This window comes from Pantoea sp. JZ2, from assembly GCF_035191405.1.
GTDB lineage: Bacteria > Pseudomonadota > Gammaproteobacteria > Enterobacterales > Enterobacteriaceae > Pantoea > Pantoea stewartii.
Map to the genome: position 1 here is coordinate 2,440,547 of NZ_CP045247.1, position 20,326 is coordinate 2,460,872.

General features: G+C 54.0%; 18 protein-coding genes. 9 read left to right on the forward strand and 9 right to left on the reverse strand.

What is annotated here, in order from left to right; genetic code table 11:
* Window positions 1–161: 161 nt before the first annotated feature.
* A complete protein-coding gene (gene ampC / locus GC087_RS11715; RefSeq protein ID WP_324028419.1) occupies window positions 162–1,304 on the forward strand; it encodes a class C beta-lactamase in 1,143 nt (380 codons plus the stop codon).
* Window positions 1,305–1,354: 50 nt separating this feature from the next.
* Here ampC and GC087_RS11720 read toward each other — a convergent pair whose 3' ends face one another.
* Complete coding sequence (locus GC087_RS11720; protein WP_033741719.1) at window positions 1,355–2,248, reverse strand: SDR family oxidoreductase; 894 nt, start codon at window positions 2,246–2,248, stop codon at window positions 1,355–1,357.
* A gap of 610 nt (window positions 2,249–2,858) precedes the next feature.
* On the opposite strand from GC087_RS11720, the gene GC087_RS11725 reads away from it, so the two are divergent.
* A complete protein-coding gene (locus GC087_RS11725; protein WP_039340302.1) occupies window positions 2,859–3,608 on the forward strand; it encodes a helix-turn-helix transcriptional regulator in 750 nt (249 codons plus the stop codon).
* On the opposite strand, the gene GC087_RS11730 is transcribed toward GC087_RS11725, so the two are convergent.
* Window positions 3,580–4,212, reverse strand: a complete 633-nt coding sequence (locus GC087_RS11730) for an acyl-homoserine-lactone synthase (protein WP_006119202.1) — start codon at window positions 4,210–4,212, stop codon at window positions 3,580–3,582. The two genes, GC087_RS11725 and GC087_RS11730, sit on opposite strands and share 29 nt — an antisense overlap.
* Before the next feature lie 521 nt (window positions 4,213–4,733).
* Here GC087_RS11730 and GC087_RS11735 point away from each other — a divergent pair.
* Window positions 4,734–6,113 carry an MFS transporter gene (locus tag GC087_RS11735; protein WP_324028420.1) on the forward strand — a complete coding sequence of 460 codons (1,380 nt, stop codon included), beginning with the start codon at window positions 4,734–4,736 and terminating at the stop codon, window positions 6,111–6,113.
* Window positions 6,114–6,134: 21 nt separating this feature from the next.
* Window positions 6,135–8,513, forward strand: a complete 2,379-nt coding sequence (locus GC087_RS11740) for a glycoside hydrolase family 3 N-terminal domain-containing protein (RefSeq protein WP_324028421.1) — start codon at window positions 6,135–6,137, stop codon at window positions 8,511–8,513.
* 38 nt (window positions 8,514–8,551) lie between these two features.
* On the opposite strand, the gene GC087_RS11745 is transcribed toward GC087_RS11740, so the two are convergent.
* The gene (locus GC087_RS11745; RefSeq protein ID WP_324028422.1) at window positions 8,552–9,004 is read right to left on the reverse strand and encodes a GNAT family N-acetyltransferase; all 453 of its coding nucleotides are present in this window, start codon (window positions 9,002–9,004) and stop codon (window positions 8,552–8,554) included.
* Window positions 9,005–9,117: 113 nt separating this feature from the next.
* On the opposite strand from GC087_RS11745, the gene hipB reads away from it, so the two are divergent.
* Together hipB and GC087_RS11755 are read left to right on the forward strand one after the other, a co-directional pair.
* Window positions 9,118–9,357 carry a type II toxin-antitoxin system antitoxin HipB gene (gene hipB, locus GC087_RS11750; protein WP_033741710.1) on the forward strand — a complete coding sequence of 80 codons (240 nt, stop codon included), beginning with the start codon at window positions 9,118–9,120 and terminating at the stop codon, window positions 9,355–9,357.
* Window positions 9,357–10,460, forward strand: coding sequence for a HipA domain-containing protein (locus GC087_RS11755; protein WP_324028423.1), 1,104 nt, complete (start codon window positions 9,357–9,359; stop codon window positions 10,458–10,460). The genes hipB and GC087_RS11755 overlap by 1 nt, the downstream gene beginning before the upstream one ends.
* Before the next feature lie 5 nt (window positions 10,461–10,465).
* Here GC087_RS11755 and GC087_RS11760 read toward each other — a convergent pair whose 3' ends face one another.
* Window positions 10,466–10,882: a GFA family protein gene (locus GC087_RS11760; protein ID WP_324028424.1), complete on the reverse strand. Its 417-nt coding sequence runs from the start codon at window positions 10,880–10,882 to the stop codon at window positions 10,466–10,468.
* Between the two features lie 97 nt (window positions 10,883–10,979).
* On the opposite strand from GC087_RS11760, the gene GC087_RS11765 reads away from it, so the two are divergent.
* Window positions 10,980–11,603 (forward strand): FMN-binding negative transcriptional regulator, encoded by a 624-nt coding sequence (locus GC087_RS11765; RefSeq protein WP_050504986.1) that lies wholly within the window; start codon window positions 10,980–10,982, stop codon window positions 11,601–11,603.
* Window positions 11,604–11,662: 59 nt separating this feature from the next.
* Here the strand turns inward: GC087_RS11765 and kup are convergent, their stop codons facing one another.
* Complete coding sequence (kup, locus tag GC087_RS11770) at window positions 11,663–13,531, reverse strand: low affinity potassium transporter Kup (RefSeq protein ID WP_205956469.1); 1,869 nt, start codon at window positions 13,529–13,531, stop codon at window positions 11,663–11,665.
* A gap of 828 nt (window positions 13,532–14,359) precedes the next feature.
* On the opposite strand from kup, the gene GC087_RS11775 reads away from it, so the two are divergent.
* The gene (locus GC087_RS11775) at window positions 14,360–16,003 is read left to right on the forward strand and encodes a methyl-accepting chemotaxis protein (RefSeq protein WP_324028425.1); all 1,644 of its coding nucleotides are present in this window, start codon (window positions 14,360–14,362) and stop codon (window positions 16,001–16,003) included.
* A gap of 45 nt (window positions 16,004–16,048) precedes the next feature.
* On the opposite strand, the gene GC087_RS11780 is transcribed toward GC087_RS11775, so the two are convergent.
* From GC087_RS11780 to GC087_RS11795, 4 genes are all read right to left on the reverse strand, one after another.
* Window positions 16,049–16,696 (reverse strand): anti-sigma factor, encoded by a 648-nt coding sequence (locus tag GC087_RS11780; RefSeq protein ID WP_058701884.1) that lies wholly within the window; start codon window positions 16,694–16,696, stop codon window positions 16,049–16,051.
* Window positions 16,693–17,247, reverse strand: a complete 555-nt coding sequence (locus GC087_RS11785; RefSeq protein ID WP_033741702.1) for an RNA polymerase sigma factor — start codon at window positions 17,245–17,247, stop codon at window positions 16,693–16,695. Before GC087_RS11785 ends, GC087_RS11780 begins: the two co-directional genes overlap by 4 nt.
* A gap of 42 nt (window positions 17,248–17,289) precedes the next feature.
* Window positions 17,290–17,853 carry a fasciclin domain-containing protein gene (locus GC087_RS11790; RefSeq protein WP_006119170.1) on the reverse strand — a complete coding sequence of 188 codons (564 nt, stop codon included), beginning with the start codon at window positions 17,851–17,853 and terminating at the stop codon, window positions 17,290–17,292.
* A 334-nt stretch (window positions 17,854–18,187) separates the two neighbouring features.
* Window positions 18,188–19,102 (reverse strand): LysR substrate-binding domain-containing protein, encoded by a 915-nt coding sequence (locus tag GC087_RS11795; protein WP_006119169.1) that lies wholly within the window; start codon window positions 19,100–19,102, stop codon window positions 18,188–18,190.
* A gap of 93 nt (window positions 19,103–19,195) precedes the next feature.
* On the opposite strand from GC087_RS11795, the gene GC087_RS11800 reads away from it, so the two are divergent.
* The gene (locus tag GC087_RS11800) at window positions 19,196–20,326 is read left to right on the forward strand and encodes an alanine racemase (protein ID WP_058702017.1); all 1,131 of its coding nucleotides are present in this window, start codon (window positions 19,196–19,198) and stop codon (window positions 20,324–20,326) included.

Consider the following 20,326-nt stretch of genomic DNA (forward strand, 5'->3'; position numbering starts at 1 on the left):
CGTCGCGGCGAAATGTGATCTCTCCAGCTGTCAGACTCGCTGTTATGTTGAGCAATCTCATTGTAATACGCGAAACTCAAGTGACTGCAGTACTCAGGCACAGCTCTGTGTGCAATCCTGTGCGGCACAGTGTCAATAACCTGTCACCTGAATGAGTACTGATGAAATCTTTTCTCACTGCATTACTGATTGCGTTTACCGCCAGCGCCCAGGCGGCTGACTTGTCGTCTCAGACCATCGCCGAACGGGTGAAAAGCGTGATTGATCCGCTGATGGCGCAGCAGGGCATTCCCGGCATGTCGGTCGGCGTGCTGTATAAAGGTCGCCCTCAGTACATTAACTTTGGTGTGGCCGATACCGCGAGCGACCGGCGGGTAACAGAAAATACGCTGTTCGAACTGGGGTCCGTCAGTAAGACATTCACGGGCGTGCTGGCGGGCGTGCTGATTCGTAACGGTGCGCTGCGTCTGAACGATCCGGTCTCCCGCTACTGGCCCGCGTTAAACGGCCCGCAGTGGCAAAGCCGACGGATGGTCCATCTTGCCACCTACAGCGCAGGCGGACTGCCGTTACATCTGCCCGATGAGGTAACCAGTCAGGATGAACTACTGGCTTACGCGCAGCTGTGGCAACCGGACGCCGCGCCGGGTACACAGCGTCACTATTCTCATGTCAGTATTGGTCTGCTGGGCTATTTGATGGTGAAGGGGGAATTTGAGGAGGCGATGCAAAAGGACGTTATCACGCCGTTGCGGCTGACACGCACCTTTTATACGGTGCCCCCGTCGATGATGTTTGATTACGCCTGGGGTTATCAGGACGGTAAACCGGTACGCGTCTCGCCGGGTATGCTGTCAGCAGAGACCAGCGGCGTGAAGTCCACCGCGCGCGACATGATGACTTTTATGCAGGCCAATGCGAATCCCAATGGGTTGTCGTCCGGGAATACGGCATTGCGCAATGGCATTCTGACCGCGCAATCTCGTTACCTGCGCGCAGGTGAACGGTATCAGGGGCTGGGGTGGGAAATTTACCCCTGGCCCATTGACAGCCAGACGATCGTTGCCGCCAGTGACACTCAGGCCGCGCTGTCCACACAGCCCGCGACCATTCTGAGCCCGGCTCAACCCATGGATCGCGCCAGTTGGGTGCACAAAACCGGCTCCACAAAGGGCTTTGGTGCCTATATCGCGTTCGTCCCGCAACAAAACAGCGGGGTAATCCTGCTGGCCAATAAAAACTATCCCAATCCGGAGCGTATCAACGCGGCGGTTGCCATCATGGCTATGCTGGCATCGGACTGAACTAAAAATGGCCGCACAGGGCGGCCATCATATCGACGGAGATCGATGCGTTACACTGTGCCTGTACCGCCGTCTGAACACCACACCTGACCGGAGGCAAAACTGCACTCATCGGAAGCCAGAGTGACATAGAGCGGTGCGATTTCAACCGGTTGACCGGGACGGCCCAGCGGCGCATCAGCACCAAACTGTTCCACTTTTTCCTGCGGCTGGCCGCCACTGGGCTGCAGCGGTGTCCAGTACGGACCTGGCGCAACGGCATTCACGCGGATGCCTTCCGGCCCCAGCTGTTTTGCCAGCGCTTTGGTAAAGGCTACATTACAGGCTTTGGTCTGCGCATAATCCAGCAGGATATCGCTGGGTTTAAACGCCTGCACAGATGAGGTATTAATAATCGCTGCACCGCGCGGCAGGTGAGCCAGCGCCGCTTTTGTTAACCAGAAGGGCGCGTAAACATTCGTTTTAAAGGTGGCATCGAAATCTTCGGTGCTCAGCGTACGAATGGATTCATTAAACTGCTGGCGTCCGGCATTATTGACCAGAATATCCAGTCCGCCCAGTTTGTCGGCGGCTTCATTCACCAGTTTCTGGCAAAAGGCTTCTGAGCGCAGATCGCCGGGAATGGCCACGGCTTTACGGCCTTCGGCTTCAATCAGTTTAATCACTTCAGCCGCATCGGACTCTTCTTCTGGCAAATAGTTAATTGCCACATCGGCACCTTCACGTGCATAGGCGATGGCCACAGCGCGACCGATACCGGAATCTCCCCCTGTGATCAGGGCTTTACGGCCAGTCAGACGACCGTGACCACGATAGCTGGTTTCACCGTGGTCGGGTGGCGGGTCCATTTCGCTCGCCAGGCCGGGTGCCTGCTGCGGCTGCTGTCTGAACGGCGGCTTCGGGAAACGATCGGGATCGAGAATAGCCTTATTTGACGTTGTCATGCGTAAGCTCCTTAAACAGTCGTGTCAGAGAACTTAAGCCTGGCACAGATGTGATTTTTGTCACATTCAAATGCTTATTATTTGCGCTCAGGCAGTTAAAAAACGGCAAAAAGACGTTTTAAATCCCCTGAATTTACCGATAAGCGCAGCGGAAATAGTGGAATATAGGGCCAGCGGGGCCGCATTCAGGGGCGCAGACCAGCCTGACAGGAAACAGAGAGGGCGTGCACGAAAGGGGAATAGCGCCTAAGTGGCTGAGAAACTAGCAGTTATTACGGGAGAAAATAAGAGATTGTATTAACAGTCATTAAGGGGGAGAATTGCTGCAGATTGAGTAACCGTGAATGTTTGTACAAATGTTTCAAAGATGTTACTATGAGTGTCCCGGCCAGCATCACTTTATATTTTGTGACGTCTGGCCGGACGTTTTCCCTGGTGTTGGCTGTTTTAGCGACCTGGCCGTACAGGTCAGGTTTTTTTTTACCGCTAAACAACTGAAGCCATTGTAACCTCTGAATGATTCATTGTAAGTTACTCTTAAGTATCATCTTACCTGTACTATAGTGCAGGTTAAGTCCACGTTAAGTAAAAGAAGCAGCATGGAGCCTGAATGTTTTCTTTTTTCCTTGAAAATCAAACAATAACGGATACGCTTCAGACTTACATACAGAGAAAGTTATCTCCGCTGGGTAGTCCGGATTACGCTTACACTGTTGTGAGCAAAAAAAATCCTTCAAATGTTCTGATTATTTCCAGTTATCCTGACGAATGGATTAGGTTATACCGCGCTAACAACTTTCAGCTGACCGATCCGGTTATTCTCACGGCCTTTAAACGCACCTCGCCGTTTGCCTGGGATGAGAATATTACGCTGATGTCCGACCTGCGGTTCACCAAAATTTTCTCTTTATCCAAGCAATACAACATTGTTAACGGCTTTACCTATGTCCTGCACGACCACATGAACAACCTTGCTCTGTTGTCCGTGATCATTAAAGGCAACGATCAGGCTGCGCTGGAGCAACGCCTTGCTGCCGAACAGGGCACGATGCAGATGCTGCTGATTGATTTTAACGAGCAGATGTACCGCCTGGCCGGTACCGAAGGCGAGCGAGCCCCGGCGTTAAATCAGAGCGCGGACAAAACGATATTTTCCTCGCGTGAAAATGAGGTGTTGTACTGGGCGAGTATGGGCAAAACCTATGCTGAGATAGCCGCTATTACGGGCATTTCTGTGAGTACCGTGAAGTTTCACATCAAGAATGTGGTTGTGAAACTGGGCGTCAGTAACGCCCGACAGGCTATCAGACTGGGTGTAGAACTGGATCTTATCAGACCGGCAGCGTCAGCGGCCAGGTAGTGACTGCGACGGGCGGACAGCCCGTACGTGACACCACATCACCACCGAGTTGCTGCTTGTCATCCTGACCTGCTGGCAGCGTCAGCAAATAGATACGTTCCTTTTCGGTCAGGAAAGCCTCTTTAATGACTTTGATTTGCCAGCCAGAGCGAGTGAGAATTTTCAACATCGCGCGGCTGACAATCGTATAGATATTGCCGTAGGCATTATTTTGCGCCCAGTTCACCATCGCTAAAAACAGGACCTGGCTGATAGGGTAGTGCTCACCTAACAGCGCACGTGCGCGGGCTTTGTCGACAAAAAAACGGCTGGATTCGGTACCATAGGCGGGCAGGGTGACATCACTGAAGCAGTGCTGAAAAGTGTGCGTGATCATGTTGGGACGATCGAGGCTGGTAAAACGTACGCTGCACACTAATTGTCCTTCGCAGATTCCCAGAATATAACGTGTACCGGGCCCATCAAATTCATCGGACTCCATTCCCTGACTGCAAATGACTTCCCATCCCAGACGATCGCTAAATGTTTTCTTGCGAAGTTTATAAAGTTCTTCTGAACGGGTGGTTTGCAGTTCTTCGTAACTGACGTCAAACAGTTCAAGCATTCCATTTCCTCTTAAAAGTTACTGCGGCCCTCGCGGTTATCCTGCACTGATTTTACAAGCTTTTCACTATGACGTTCAGTTAATTAACCATTATTCGAGCGAATGGCGTCGTTTTCTGTCTGTCAATGGGCAGGATAAAGCGTCTCAAGCGGTAAAACTGTCCCTGAAGGGATATTATTTGTCATAACGCGGCAGAACACAATACAAATAGTAACTAAACAATACTATTTCAAAAATGCATATTTTCCCAGTCGGTTTGTGCTAAAGGGGCTTTTAACAGATTAATGCCAGATGCACATCGCTATTTTTCATCCCCGGTTCGCGTAAAATTTTATATTAGAGAGTAATCAATATGTCCTGTATCACAAACCACAGAAAAAACTAAAAATCATAATTTGGCTGTTAATTTCGGTAATTGTTGACCTGGCGCAGTTTACTAATACTTGAGCCGGGCCTGCCTGCGCGTGGGCCAGGGATAGCTGATTAAGACAGGTAATTACCGAATTATAAGGCGAATTATAATGACTATATCCTCTGAGCTTAAAACGAAAGAAAAACTGGGTTACGGCATCGGTGATGCCGCCAGTTCGATGGTATGGCAAACCGCCACCTTATTTCTGGCCTATTTTTACACGGATGTGTTCGGCTTACCGGCCGCGATTATGCGCACCATGTTTTTAGTGGTGCGCCTGGCCGATGCGTTTGTCGATCCCTGTATTGGGGCACTGGTCGATCGTACCCGAACCCGTCATGGCCGTTTTCGCCCGTGGCTCATGTGGTTCGCGATTCCGTTCGGCGTCAGTTGCCTGATCACCTTTTACGTGCCGGATGCAGGCCCGACCGCCAAAATTGTCTATGCCTGCGTCACCTATGCAATTCTCAGTTTTATTTATTCTGCTGTCAATGTGCCTTACTGCGCGATGCCCGGAGCCTTGACCCTGGATCCACGCGAGCGCCATTCGCTGCAATCCTGGCGGTTTGCCTGTGCGTTTATCGGCGGACTGGTGGTCACGGTGATCGGCCTGCCGCTGGTCGAATGGCTGGGGCAGGGAGACAAGGCAAAGGGTTACCTTTACGCCATGGGCCTGATGGGATTTCTGGGCGTGGTGTTAATCTACTGCTGCTTCTTTATGACGCGTGAGCGTTATTTACCCCACAACGATACAGCGGGGTCAATGTGGTCGGATCTCAAGCTGCTCGCTAAAAACAATCAGTGGCGCATCATTATTATTTTTAACATCCTGCTCCTGACCGCCGTCGTGACGCGCGGCTCATCGACCCTGTATTACATGAATTATGTCTTACGGCGACCTGACCTGGTCTTTACTTTTATTGTGACGGGCATGATAGCCGCATTATGCGGTGCATTTTTATCAGAACGTATATTAGGAAAATTCGACCGCATTTGTGCTTATCAGGTCTGTCTTGTCAGTTTTGTTTTCTTTCTGACGGTCATTTATTTAATTCCACCGTCCCAGGTCTGGTTAATCATTGGGTTAAATATTGTTTTTGGCTTTGTTCAGAATCTGACCACGCCTGTTCAATGGAATATGTTTTCTGACGTCGTGGATTATGAAGAACATCGCAGCGGCAGACGTCTCGACGGCCTGGTTTTCTCGACCGCCTTATTTGCCATCAAATTTGGCCTGGCCATGGGCGGTGCCGTCGTGGGCTGGATCCTCGGTCTGGTGCACTACCAACCCGGCGTCGCTGCACAGTCACCCCAGGTCATTACCACCATCAACCTGATGCATAACATCATCCCCGGCGTGCTGTTTATCGCCATGCTGCTTCTGCTTTTTTTCTATCAACTTAACAGCCCGCGAGTCAATGCGATTGCCGAAGCGCTGGCGGCAAAACGCGCCGCAGAAGCCCGACACGATGCTGAAAACACAATTTGATCTCAGCGAAAGGAGAGAAACATGACCGAGATGTATAAGGATCCTCATCAGCCCATTGACGTACGCGTAGACGATCTGTTGTCGCGCATGACGGCCGAAGAGAAGTTCGCCCAGATGCACGCCTACTGGCTCATCCTGGATGAACAGGGCAATCATCAGCCGCGAAGCGATTTGAGCGATGACTTCACGGGCGTCAGCGAACACACCATCCTGAAGGCGCAGTTAACGCACGGCGTCGGTCAGATTACCCGTCCTTTGGGCACGCACATTGTTGATGCCGTCACTGGCGTGCGTGCCGCGAACCGTTTACAACGCGACCTGGTTGAAGGCTCGCGCCTTGGCATCCCGGCCCTGTTTCATGAGGAGTGCCTCGTGGGTTTACTCTGCAAAGGCGCTACGCTCTTTCCGTCCTCGCTTAACTACGGTTCTACCTGGGATGCCGGGCTGGTGAAACGGGCGGCACAGCATATCGGTGCCGAAGCGCGGTCCGTTGGCTGTAAGCAGGGGCTGGCTCCGGTACTGGATGTGTCACGGGATGTCCGCTGGGGCAGAACGGAAGAAACCTTTGGAGAAGATCCCTGGCTGGTGGGCGTGATGGCAACGGCCTATGTCGAAGGTTTACAGGGCGAGCGGCGCGATCTGCTGGCTACGCTCAAACACTATGCAGGCCATTCATTTAGCGAAGGTGCGCGCAATCATGCGCCTGTCCATCTCGGTTTTTGCGAACTGAACGACACGTTCCTGCTGCCGTTCGAAATGGCCGTAAAGCTGGCTAATGCCGGCTCGGTCATGCCCGCTTACCATGACATCGATAATCAACCCAGCCACAGCGATCGTTTTTTACTGACCGACGTGCTTCGGGAGCAGTGGGGATTCGATGGCCTTATCGTGGCGGACTATGGCGGCGTCAGTTTGCTACATCAGCATCACGGCATTTCGCAGGATGCGGCGGAGTCGGCGGCACTGGCGTTTAATGCCGGTCTGGATGTCGAACTGCCTAAGGATGACTGCGCGCGTCATCTGGCCGAGGCGGTATCCCGTCAACTGCTGTCGATGGAGACGATTGACCGTATTGTCAGCCGTATCCTGACAGAAAAATTTCGCCTGGGGTTATTCGACGATCCGTACATCCGTGAAGCGGACATTTGTCTTCAGCACGAGGAAACCCGTCAGGTAGCGCGTACGGTCGCCACACAGTCAATTACGCTGCTGGAAAATAACGGGATTCTGCCGCTGAAAACCGGCGCGCGCGTGGCGGTAGTCGGGCCCTGTGCTGACGATCCGCTGGCTTTGCTGAGCGGCTACAGTTTTCCGGTTCACCTGATCATCAGCGATATGCTGGAAGAAACATCGCAGGTCACCACGCCGCTGGCCGCACTGCAACACTATCTGGGTGAGCAGCAGGTCCGCTATGCCAAAGGGTGCCATATCATTGAAACCCGCACCGCCGGTGCGCCGGTTTTCCCGGGGGACAGCGGGGCGAAACCAATGCAGCAGTCGCCGGTGTCTCAGGATACCGGGTTGATTGACGAGGCGGTTGAGGTTGCCCGACAAAGCGATGTCGTGATTGCCTGCGTGGGGGATCTGGCAGGGCTGTTTCAAAGCGGCACCGTAGGCGAAGGATCGGATACCGACAGCCTGACTCTGCCCGGCGTTCAGCAGCCGCTGCTGGAGGCGCTGGCCGCCACAGGTAAGCCCCTGATTGTGGTGATGACGGGTGGGCGACCTTACAACCTGCAAGGAATGGAGGAGCGCGTCGCGGCCTTTATGCTCGCCTGGGCGCCGGGCCAGGAAGGCGGCTGGGCGATTGCCGATGTGCTGACGGGGCGGGCAGAACCGCAGGGGCGACTGGTGGTCAGTATCCCGAAAAACGTCGGCGCGATGCCGTTCTATTACAACCACAAACTGAAAAGCGGTGGAACGCCCATCGCGTTTCATTTTGGCGCACGCTATCCGTTTGGCTTCGGTCTGGGCTGGACGACGTTCGACTGGGGCGCGCCTCAGCCTGAACAGGATCAGGTCGCGATCGATGGCGAGATCCGCCTGCGGATCACCGTGACCAATCGGGGGGAACGGCAGGGCAGCGAAGTGATCCAGCTCTATGTTCGTGACCGAATCGCCAGCCGGGTACGCCCGCTTCAGGAACTGAAAGCGTTTCAGCGCGTCACGCTGGCGCCAGGCGCGTCAGCCGAACTGTGCTTTACGCTTCCTGTCGATATGCTCAACTTTACCCGTGGCGATGGTAAACGTATTGTCGAACCGGGAGAGTTCGAGTTGCAGACAGGTTCCTCGTGCCGTGATATTCATGGCGTCAGCACCGTAACGGTAACGGGAGAAACGCGTGTGCTGCCGACACACTGGCGGATGTTAAGCACCTGCTCGGTCAATGTTGCCGACTGAGGCCTTCGCCTGCCCATTAAGCGGATGGGCAGGCGCGTTTAGGTGTGCTCGCACAACGTTTTCGTCAGGTAATGACGCTGCATACCGGCTTCGGGAACATCCGGCAGCGACATTTTCAGGACATAGCCCTGTTTCTGGTAAAAGGGCAGGGCCTGAAAGCTAAAGGTATCCACTTGTGCGCTGTGGCAGCCTCTGGCCACAGCTGCCTGTTCCGCAGCTCGAATCAGCTCACCGCCCAGGCCCGCACCACGTTGGGCTTCACTGACCCACAGGTAATCAATACACAGCCAGCGGCCTTTAATGCTGCCAGCCAGCCCGCCTTGTAACGGCCCCTGATCGTGACGACACATGACCGACAGCGGTCCCCATAACGCCGTGTCAATAAACTGATGATTCCAGGCACGCAGCCCGGTAAAGAGATCCTGCTTGTCCTGCTCACTCAGCGTGTGAGTCACGGTCAGCGAAAAAGTGGTGTTAACGGGCCTGCTCATTTTTTGTCCTTATATCCCCTGTAAGGGATAATATTGCCGTTATCAAAAGGGGCATCTACGCTATAAATATCCCCTCCAAGGGATAAATTCTGATGAATGATGGAGCGCGCAAGATGATTTACAGTCCCCGGCAGTTAGCCAATCAGCTGAAACGCCTGCGTCAGCAGCAGGGCTGGACCCAAACCGACCTGGCCAAACGCGTGGGCCTGAAACAGGCAACGCTGTCTCATTTTGAAAATTATCCTGAGTCTACCTCACTGGAAACGCTGTTTAAAATTTTGCAGGCGCTGGATATTGCTCTGGCGCTGCAGATCAAAACGCCCCCGACCACGCCAGCGGAGGATGCCTGGTAATGGCAAAACTCATCGCCTGGATGAACGGTGAGCGGGTCGGAACGTTAATGCAGCATCATGACGGGACGCTGAGCTTCCAGTACGCTGCCAGCTGGCTTCAGCATCCGCTCACCCGGCCTCTCTCACTGTCACTGCCGCTGCAACGTGCCGCCCACCACTCAGTCAGGGTGAGCTATTTCTTCGAAAACCTGATAAGGCCTATCCCATTGACAGAAAAGGAAAAGAATCATGCTTTCCAGACAAAATCCTGTGGGGTTTTCGCCGTATTGCAAAAAGTGGGACACCGGTTACCGGGTGCACTTATCATGCTGCCGGTAAACCAGCAGCCCGTTGAGCTGGATGACGAATCCATAATGTCCGATATGGCCAGCGCACATGCCGACAGCGACAACGCCTTTCTGTGTCTTGCGCTGGCGCGTGAACTGGGCCTGCCTGTACCGGATGCCAGGCCGCTTCACCAGGAAGGCGGGGGCAGGCAATTGTGCATCACGCGTGACGACCGTCGCTGGAATGCGGACCGGACGCAGTGCTACCGCCTTCCCACCGAAAACCTGTGCCAGGCGCTGGGATTCCCGCCCGCGTGCAGTCATGAACAATCGGGCGGTCCGGGCCTTGAGGCACTGATGGGATTACTGATGGGATCGCGCAGCGCGCTTACCGATCGCGAAGCGATAATGCGTTGCCTGGTATTTCAGTGGTTAACAGGCATCACCAGTCTGGATGCCCGACATATCAGATTGTTCATCGAGCGCGAGGGGAGTTTTCGGCTGGCACCGTTTCGGTGTCTGGTCTCCGCCTGGCCCGCGCTCTCTCAGCGCAAAATGGACCGCGATGACATCCAGTTACCCCTTGGTGTCACAGGCCCGGCGGGCAAGCTGCATCGCATCACGCAGATCGCGCCCTCACACTTTCTGGCCAGTGCCCGCAGCATGCGGTTCAGTGAGGAGCAGATGCACGCTATCCTGAATGGCTTTGTATCTGCTTTACCGGCTGCGATGATCCGGGTACGTGACAGCCTGCCAGAAGAGGTTTCTCTGGTGGTGGCCGATGCGATTTTCAGCCATTCATTGCTGATGCTCGAACAGGTCCGTTCGCTGACCTGAAGGGATCATGACGTTTCCGGCTGGTAAATCAGATGTCCCGCCACGCCGCCTTTGCCCCCATCTTTGGGATGGTTCATGCCATCCGTCACGGGAACGGAGGCGAAATCAAAAGGGGAAACGCCTGTCAGGCACGCCGCGTTAACCCCGAACTGTTCGGGATTAGAGCGGCTCTGGTGGAAGGTGTAAATACCACAAACCGAGCAGAAATAATGCACCGCCTGTCCGGAATTAAAGCGGTATTCACTCAGCGCCGCTTTCCCTTTGTGGATCGTCAGCCCCGAAGCAAGGGCAAACACCACCACGGCACCGCGCATCCGGCAAAATGAACAGTTACAGCGTCGGGCCGTATTCAGTCCATCCAGCAGTTCAACAGTAAACGCAACCGCACCACAGTGGCACTGTCCTGAAGTGATTTCTGACATCGCTTGCTCCTTTTTCATCCTGTCACGTTTCGCAGCGTGACAGAGGTGAGGGGTTAATGGCATAAAGACGAAAGGGAATTCAGCCAGGATATTGTGAATGCTTAACGTAAAAGACACCAGCATGACGCCGGAAGAGTGCAGACATTTTCTCACGCAGCACACGTTTGGAACGCTGGTGAGCAGCGATCTGCAAATCAGCCATATTCCGTTTTGCTTCAACGGTGAAAACGTTCTTGAAACACATCTGGCACGCAATAATCCGCAACGGGTTGCGCTGGCGCAGCAGCCGTGCCTGCTGAGCGTTCTGGGTCCGCATGCCTTTATCAGTACGGATTACTATCTGGCGTCACCTGCCGTTCCAACCTGGAACTATGCCGCCGTCAGCGTGAAAGGCATCAGCAGGCTGATGACGCAGGCGGAACTGGGCCAGTCGCTGGACAGAATGTTAGCCGCGTTTCAACCGGGCCTGAGGCAGGATAAACAACGGCTTCCCGATGATTATCAACAAAAACTGATGCAGGGCATCACCGGTGTCAGGATAGAGATTAGCCACATCAGCGGCACGCTGAAGCTTGGGCAGCATCGCCGTCCACCCGAACAGCTTAATGTTTTCCAGCAACTGGCTGCCCAGGGCGGTGCGTATGCGGATTATGCGCGCTTTGCTCAGGACTGGCTGAGCCGCTTCCGGCCAGACGTACTGACCCGTCACCACGGTGCGTAAAGGCTGAGGAGGGAATAACCCGGGCAGCGTCACATGAAGACGCTGCCCGGGTACGTCAATCAAAACTCTTTTTGCCCACCCAGCTCAATGACGCGGTTTGGCGGGATCATAAACTGTTCATGGGCACGTAACGCATTGCGCTGGAAGAAATGGAAGATGGCACCACGGGCATGTGCCAGACCGCGTCGTTTCTTCATCACCAGCGTGTCGTGAGAGGTGAAAAACGACGCCTCATTTAACGTACAGCCAAATCCTTCCAGCCCGCACAGGTGCAACACATCTTTCATGGAAGGCCGTTCATGCCAGCCGTATTCGGCCGTCACCTGCCAGAAGGACGGCGAAAGCTGACGTAGCGCGATGCGCTTCTGGTTATGAACACGCGGCAGGTCAACCGTTTTTATATGCAGAAGAACCGTCCGCTCATGCAGCACCCGGTTGTGTTTCAGGTTATGCAGCAGCGCCTGCGGAATTTCATACTCTTTGCGGGTCAGAAAAATTGCCGTACCGCCAACCCGCATCGGGGGCGAAGCCTCCAGCGAGCTAATCAGGGCTTTTAACCTGACGGGATCGTCAGTCAGACGACGAATGAGCCTTGAACGCTCTCCGCTCCAGATCAGCATCAGCATCAGCATCGTCATCGCCAGCAACACGGGAACCCAGCCGCCCGACAGCAGTTTCATCAGGTTGGAAATAAACAACGGAACGTCGATCGCCAACATACAGAGCAGGAAAACCAGCGCCACGGGCAGCGGCCATTTCCAGTTTTTAAAGGCGACGATACCGGCCAGGCAGGCTGTCAGAACCATGGTGCCGGTCACCACGATGCCGTACGCCGAAGAGAGGGCCGAGGACTGACGGAAGGCCAGGATGACGACGGTCACCGCACCGAAAAGTAACCAGTTCACTACCGGAATGTAGATTTGCCCCGATTCGGTTGCCGAGGTGAAAATGACGCGCATCGGCGGCAAAAAGCCCTGACGAATTGCCTGATGTGTCAGGGTATAAACCCCACTAATGATCGCCTGAGCCGCAATAACGGTGGCCAGCGTCGACAGGATGATTAACGGAATCTGCGCCCAGACCGGGGCCAGGATATAAAACGGGTTTTGTATCGCGCCGGGACTGGCCAGCACCAGCGCCCCCTGACCGAAATAGTTCAGCACCAGAGCAGGCAGGGCAATGATCAGCCACGCCAGCCTGATGGGGGTTTTCCCCAAATGCCCCATGTCAGCATACAGGGCCTCCGCACCGGTCACCGCCAGCACCACCATGCCCAAAGCTGCGAAAGACAGGGCTTCATGATTCAGCAGAAATTTCAGCGCAAATGCCGGGTTGAGCGCATGAAGAACATGGGGATTCATCAGAATTCCGTGCACGCCCAGTATCGCCAGGGTGATAAACCACACCAGCATAATCGGCCCAAAGACGCGGCTGACCCGTTCAGTGCCGTGTTTTTGAATCACAAATAACAGAGTCAGAATCACCACAGCCAGCGGCACGATATAGCGATCCAGCGCGGGTGCAACAACCTCGATCCCCTCAACGGCAGACAGCACTGAGATGGCCGGCGTGATAATGCCGTCGCCGTAAAAAAAGGCGCCGCCCGTCAAACCGGCAAGCACAATGATGCGGCTGAGCGTGGCGCCAACATTTTGCCGGGCCAGCGACATTAAGGTCAGTATTCCCCCTTCGCCATCGTGATCGGCGCGCATGATGAACATGACATATTTCACCGTCACAATCAGCATCAGTCCCCAGAAGATCAGCGACAGAAAGCCCATCACGGCTTCTTCGGTGACCGCGCCAGAAGGAAGGATAGAAAGACACTCTTTTAAGGTATAAAGCGGGCTGGTACCGATATCACCAAATACGATCCCTGCTGCTGCCAGCATACCGGCTGGAAGGGATTGCTTTTCAGACTGGGCCATTTAATGTCCTGTTGTATTTCACGTCATCATAAGCTTCAAACCGACAGTTACACCGGTTGACGCTGAGCATGACATTACGCGTTTTGCTGTGAATTAGGGAGTAGCTGGTGATGTTATGTACTGCATTTTTACAGCTTTGCGCTTTATTTTTACGGCATTTTTATACAACTGTCGATTTATCCGGCAGTGAGGCCTGACGCTGACCCTTTACCGCTACCGTTTCCCCCTGACGCGTGATTCGCCTGCCAGGTCAACACACGCGGATAAGGTCTCATCTCAACGCTGCCTCCCTCGTAACAGCATGCGGACGCGTCCGTGCACGCTCAGAACAGTTCCTCAAAGTGTAATCAGCCCGTACAGGAAACACCACGCAGCCTCTGCCGTTTTAAAAAAATATTTTTTAATAGTCCTTATTTATGATTAATGCTGTCAGCGATTTTTTAAGGCTAATTAATTTCAAAAAATAAAAGACAAATACGGTTTCGTGGACAGGGGGTGAAGACGATTTTGCGCTGTCTTTAGCCAACTTTTACTGATTAATGTCGTGTGTCGTTTTAAATAAGGTTGGATAAACGATGGCTTAAAATAATTTTTGTTTATTTTTAATCATTATCACTTCTTCTTTTTAATTTTCCTTTCTGCCTTTAATAGTCAAACTCTCATTCAGCGGGCTAATCTGTTTTTATGAAAATAAACGTTTTGTCCTGATATCTTTGCGACACAGCACCATCTAACATTAATGCTAATGCCTGAAGCGTCGATATATTTATTGCTGGCGTTATTCAGCATTACTTACAGAATTACCGTCTTAATATTCGGGGTTTTAATATGACTATTACACAGCGACTTTTCCTGACGTTTTCTCTACTCTCCGCCGCTATGGTCGCGATGGTAGTGATCGTCATCATGGTGTTAGCAGGCTTTCAGTCGCGTTTTCAGTACGTGCAAGACAACACGCTACCTTCAATTGTAGACCTTGATAAAATGGTCAACGGCAGTAATCGGGTTAACGTATCGCTTTATCGCCACCAGAGTGCCAAAGATTCGGCTAAGCAGGTTGAGTTCGAAAAAGAAATCGCTGCGAAGATGGATACGCTGAAAGGCCTGACCCTGTTCTATTTAAAAAATGAAATTACCAACGATCAGGATAAGCAGTTAAGTGAACATGCGCTGGCACTGATTAAACAGATCCAGACGCGCTTACCTGCCTTCCTTGAATACTCGCGTTCGCATGATGACGCTCATTCTCTTTCCGCCTTGCAAGGCCCGGACGGTGTGGGGCAGTCTATCCGTGATCTCATTGAAAGTTATCAGAACCAACTGCAGTTTAATGTGCAGGTGGGCGCGGCTTTTCAAAAAGAGAATAACCGCGTTTATCATCAAACCTTATGGGCCTTAATCGCCGGTTCCAGCGCCATTATCCTGATATTGGGCGCGTTATCTGTTCGTACTATATTAAGCATTCGTCGCCATCTGAATGGTATGCGCACAACCATGGAGCACGCCAGCGAGCGGCTTGATTTAACGCTGCGTGCCGATGACGCACGTAAAGATGAAATCGGGTTAACGGCAAAAGCATTTAATGCTTTGGTGGAGAATGTGGCGCAGTCTTTGTCTGCCGTCGAACGGTCCGCCCACTCGGTCAGCACGGCCTCGTCGCAAATTTCAGCCGGTAACGAAGATCTCTCCTCACGAACCGAACAGCAGGCCGCGTCGCTTGAGGAAACGGCGGCCAGCATGTCTGAACTGAGCGAAACGGTTCGTCAGACGGCTGAAAATACCCGTCTTGCCAGCCAGTTGTCTAAAAACGCGCGTGAGATATCCAGTGACAGCTCTGACAAAGTGCACACCATGTTAGGCACCATGACCGACATAAAACAGAGTTCGGAGAAAATCACCGCCATCATCGCGCTGATTGAAGGTGTGGCGTTTCAGACCAATATCCTGGCACTCAATGCCGCCGTTGAGGCCGCCCGTGCCGGCGAGCAGGGGCGTGGCTTTGCCGTGGTGGCCGGTGAAGTGCGTAATCTTGCCCAACGCTCGTCGGCCTCCGCACGGGAGATTAAAGATCTGATCGAATCGTCGATGCGTTATGTGGAAACGGGCGTCAGCCAGGCAGAGCAGGTCGGGGAAAATATGGGGCGCATGAATGATGCAATTCGCCAGGTCACCGATCTGGTTGATGAGATTGCCATTGCGTCTCAGGAGCAGTCGCTGGGCATCAGTCAGGTCCATCAGGCTGTGCATCAGATGGATGACGTTACGCAACAGAACGCCGCGCTGGTGCAGGAAGCGTCATCAGCATCGCGCTCGCTGATGGATCAGGCAGGCGCACTGAATGATCTTGTTGCCGCCTTCGTGCTGACCGAGGCTCCCGCTGTACAGGCGCGCACGGTGGCGCCGCTCAAACCCGCCTTCGCGATAGCGAGCGCATCGGCATCAAATCAGGACGCAAACTGGCAACATTTCTGATATGTCGGTGACACGCAGTGACAGGACTGCCACTGCATGTCGGGCCTATATTTTACCACTGTAAAGTACGGGCCCGGTGGGTTGCCCCGTCGGTGAGCCGCCCCGCGGCTCCCGGCTGATGGCGACCACCGCGTTTTTCAGGGAATCTTGCCGTTTCAGTGTCAGTTGGGTGGCCTGTTCAGTGTTAAGTAACCCCAGCGAAATGGGACGACTGCCTGTTGGAATCAGCCATAACTGCAGGCTGGTGTGGCTGTCAGCCGTTACCGGCTGCAATGGCGTCACCCGTAGCTGGGTTAAATCGTGGTCGGCGCTGACCACCCATTGGCTGTGTTGCTGAGCGTCACTCATGACGGTAAGCGGGGTAAACTCTGGCACGTAAAACATGCGCCAGGAAAAAAGGGCAAGGACCGCAATGGCCGCCGCTACCATCCAGCCCAGTGCGGCGCGTCGGGCAGGGCGGGCAGAGGGTTTTTCGGGCAGATTCAGGGCAATTTTCTTCCAGACCCGATCCGGCGGGATTTCGTGTATCAGTTGACTGTCCAGCCCAGCGAGTAACGTTTGCCATTTGGCAACCTGTTCGGCCAGATCTGGCTCGGTCAGCAGGCGCGTCTGAAAGCGTAACCGGGCGGGGCCACGCAGCGTACCAATGGCGTACTCGGCAGAGAGTGCATCGTCACGTTGTTGTCTGTTCATAGTCCGACACATTCCCGAAGGTGGGCCATGGCACGGCGGATCCAGCTTTTCACCGAACCTACCGGCTGCTGTAGCCAGTGAGCAATATCGCTGTGTGACATGCCCTGATAATAGGCCAGCGTAACGCTCTGCCGTTGCTCGCTGCTAAGGTTTTCCATACAGCGACGCAGGCGCGCAGCCTGGGCATCATCGGGCCTGCTGTCCGGTTCGTCGGTATCGACGACCAGCAGGGCATCATCATGCGGTTCTTCTGTACTGGCCATGCGCGCCTGTCCGCTACGTAACCAGTCAATACAACGATGACGAACGATCTGCGTCATCCAGGTCATCGGCGCGCTCAGCGCTGGATCATAGGTCTCCGCTTTGCTCCAGATGGTGAGAAAGCAGTCATGCAGCACTTCTTCCGCCCAGGGGCGATGGCGTAACATCCGTAAGGCAATGGCAAAAAGGTGCGGCGAGGTTTGCCGATACAGTTTTTCGAACGCCAGGCGATCGCCTTTCACGATCGCCTGCATCAGGGTTACCTGCTCCACTGCCCGCACCTTGTCCATAATCATCCTGAATGATGTGATTTTCCGTTTGAGTATAGAGAATTACTTCGGCATTAATACGGTATCAATCACATCTATCACGCCGTTTTTCTGGTTGACGTCATACGTACTGATATTGGCCACGTTACCCTGTGCATCTTTCAGCTGAATATTGTGTGGGCCATTATTCATAATCCACAACGGCTGGCCGTTAACGGTTTTCAGTTCAGCATGACCGCCGCCTTGCTTAATCTTGTTCTCCAGCGCTTTCATGTCGTATTTGCCTGCCACAACATGGTAGGTCAGGACGCTGGTCAACTGCGCTTTGTTTTCCGGCTTAAGCAGATTATCGACGGTACCGGCGGGCAGTTTCGCGAACGCGGCATTGGTTGGGGCAAAGACGGTAAACGGCCCTTTACCCTGTAGTGTGTCAACCAGACCGGCCGCCTTCACCGCCGCCACCAGCGTGGTGTGATCTTTCGAATTCACCGCATTCTCAACGATATTTTTCTGAGGGTACATCGCAGCGCCACCGACCATCACGGAGCCCGACTCCATTGCGGCAAATGAGGCGGCAGTAAACAGGAATGCGCTTGAAACTACGGCAACAGCGAAGAACTTTTTCATCGTAAATCCTCATAAGAGAGAGTGGGTAAGTGTCTTGCAAAGAGAGATACGAGAGCAGGGGCGTCACTGGATGCAGAAAAAAATAATTTTTTTTACGAAGATTTATCCGCTGGAGGCGGGCGCACGGGTACGGTCAAGCACGCCTGGCCGTTTAAGCACAATTTTCACGGGCTGTCCGGCCAGGCGATACCGTCACTAACACAAAGCGATTCAAGCACACTCAACCCGTTTCCTGTGTGCTTCAGACCTCATGCCGTTCGCAACAGCTGGCGTGAGCGACTGATAAGCCCTGTGGACCGCGAAGCACGCCTGTCCCCCCAACAAGACCTGTGGCTTACTGTTCGTTCTGCATCCACGGCGGCGCGCTAAAGGTGGTTTTCAGTAACGTGATAAAGCCCTGAGTACGGGGCAGGCGTTTGATTTCTGGCATGCTGGTCAGCGCGGCAATGTCGGCGGGCGGCAGCATAAATTCAGGCAGGAGTGGGACCAGTCGCCCCTGTTTAATTTCACTGCTGATGTCCCAGATCGAGCGCACCATAATCCCTTTGCCTTGCAGCGCCCAGCGTTTAATCACCCGACCATCGTTACTTGCCAGACGGGGCGTAATTTTGACGGTGACCGGGTCATGCTGATGCGCAAACACCCAACGAGTCACGTCCTCAGCATTTTCACGGATAACCAGACAGTGGTGCTGCGTGAGTTCAGCGGGATGCGTGGGCACACCGTGGCGCTGCAGATAATCCGGCGAAGCGCACAGCACGCGGCGGTTAGGTGCAATTCGGGTGCTGTACAACGACGAGTCCCGCAGGTTGCCAATATAGATCGCCACGTCCCATTTATCGGCCTGCATCCAGTTCGGATTGTCTGACAGCATCAGATCCACGCTGAGATCGGGATGCTGGTCAACATAATCGGAGAGCAAGGGCGCGATATATTCCGAGCCAAAGCCCAGCGGAGCCAGTACCCGCAACGTGCCGCTTATCCGGTTTCGGGTCTGGTCAATCACATCCTGTAGCTGGTCCAGCTCATGCAAAATCAGCCGCGCGCGTGCTAATAACGCTTCACCTTCGTCGGTCAGAATGATCCGTTTTGCCGGACGCAAAATAAGCTTAATGCCCATTTTTTGTTCAATGTGCTGCAGCCGCTGGGTCACGGACGGTGGTGTGATATCCAGATAGCGGGCGGCGGCGGCCAGGGTCGCGCTGGCGGAGATCACCTGAAAAAACCGCAGATCGTCACTGTTGATCATTAGGTTCAAACCTAATCATTAATTGGGTGTGTCTGCATTTTAAACTAAATGCATTGATGAGAGCATCCAGTAAACCCCTCAGGACAGACAATGATGCTTAACGATCCCTCACTGACAACGCCGTATCTGCTGCTGGACAAAGTGAAGTTCAGGCGGAATATCCGCAGGCTCTACGATCATATTGATAGCCTGCACTGTCAGATTCGCCCCCATCTGAAAACGCTACGCACGGTACAGTCGGCCCCCTGGCTACTGCGTGACCGGGCTTCACCGGCCACGGTGTCCACACTGGCTGAAGCCGAGGCGTTTGCTGCCGCAGGTTACCGCAATATCCTTTATGCCGTGGGGATTGCGCCGGACAAGCTGCCGCGCATCGCGGCCTGTCTGCGTCCAGGTGCCCAAGTGCATCTTCTGCTCGACAGTCTGACACAGGCGCAGGCCGTATCTGCATACGGGCAGCAGCATCAGGTGGCCTTTAGCGTGTTTATCGAGATTGACTGCGATGGTCATCGGGGCGGCATAAAACCGGACGACAGCGCCCTGACCGACATTGGCGCGTATTTGCAGCAGAACGGAATGCATGTCGAAGGAGTGTTAACTCACGCGGGGGAATCGTATCACTGTCGTACGCAGGACGAGATTGCACAGGCGGCACGGGCGGAGTGCCAGGCCGCCATCAAAGCGGCTAAGCGCCTTCGCGCGGCTGGCGTGACCTGTCCGGTAGTGAGCGTGGGATCAACGCCCACGGCCCATGCCGTAAGGGATTTAGACGGGGTAACGGAAGTGCGCGCCGGGGTGTTTTCCACTTTCGATCTGTTTATGACCAACCTCGGCGTCTGCACCGCCGACGATATCGCGCTTTCTGTTGTCACCACGGTAATTGGCCACAACGCTGAAAAAGGCTGGCTGTTTGTCGATGCAGGCTGGATGGCGATGTCGCGCGACCGTGGCACCGCCTCGCAAAAAACCGACTTTGCCTACGGTCTGGTATGTGACAGCGAAGGGCGATCCACCGGACTCCTGCTGTCGTCCACCAATCAGGAACACGGCATTATCGCCATTCCGCCCGACAGCGGTCACCAGGTCACGGATTTCTCGCTCGGGACCCGGCTGCGGATTTTGCCCAATCACGCCTGCGCCACTGCCGGAATGCACACCCGGTATCAGGTAATGGACAGCCAGAGCGGGGAACACGAAGTCTGGCATCGCGTCACCGGCTGGTGA